Source organism: Variovorax sp. 01N429 (assembly GCF_056399425.1).
Map to the genome: position 1 here is coordinate 1 of NZ_JBFTRG010000055.1, position 701 is coordinate 701.

The 701-nt window shown below is 73.9% G+C and carries 1 protein-coding gene; it reads left to right on the top strand.

Going from position 1 to position 701, the window contains the following annotated elements:
- Window positions 1-495, top strand: a 495-nt coding sequence (locus AC1DSF_RS30530; RefSeq protein WP_478184057.1) for a PIN domain-containing protein, incomplete at its 5' end; no start/stop codon positions are given.
- Window positions 496-701: the final 206 nt, after the last annotated feature.

Below are 701 nucleotides of genomic sequence, written 5' to 3' on the forward strand. Positions count from 1 at the left end.
GCGATGGGCCGCAGGCTCCGTTCGGCGTTCGCTGCGCAGCCCGGCGACGTCGTGTGCGATGGGCCGCAGGCTCCGTTCGGCGTTCGCTGCGCAGCCCGGCGACGTCGTGTGATCCTCCACCACCTCGTGCTCGACACGCCGTCCCTGGCCGCGCTGGCCGGGCACCGGCAGGTGTCCGCGCTGATCCACCGCGCGAGCATCGAGACCGACACCCGGCTGTGGGCGCCGGTGCTGAGCGTGTTGGAGGCCGACCGCGCACACCCCGGCCTCGCCGAACACGTCGGGCAGCTTGAAGTCGTCCATACCGTCGACTTGGACTACCCTGCGGTTCTCGCGGTCGCGCAACTGCACCGCGACGGCGTCCCCGTCGGCGTCGGTGCGGCCATCCACGCCGCACGCCACCTTCCGGCCTGGGGCACGGACGCGCTTATCGCCACGGTCGACCCCAAGGCCTACGAAGGGCGGGGCGTGCCGGTCTTCGACCTCAACCGCTGACCGCCTCCACGACCCAGCGCACCGGCCCCACCTAACAGTCAGCCCGTGCCGCCGAAGAGAAGCCGCACCGGCCACCGCGCAACCGGGACGACGCCCTCGTCGCCGGGACACGGCGGCCCTCGCGGGCATCCGGGATGCCTGTCGGTCCCGAACCGCCCCCCGCGCAGGCCGGCAGCCTCCGCGTCGGGTCGTGCCCCGCCCGTCAC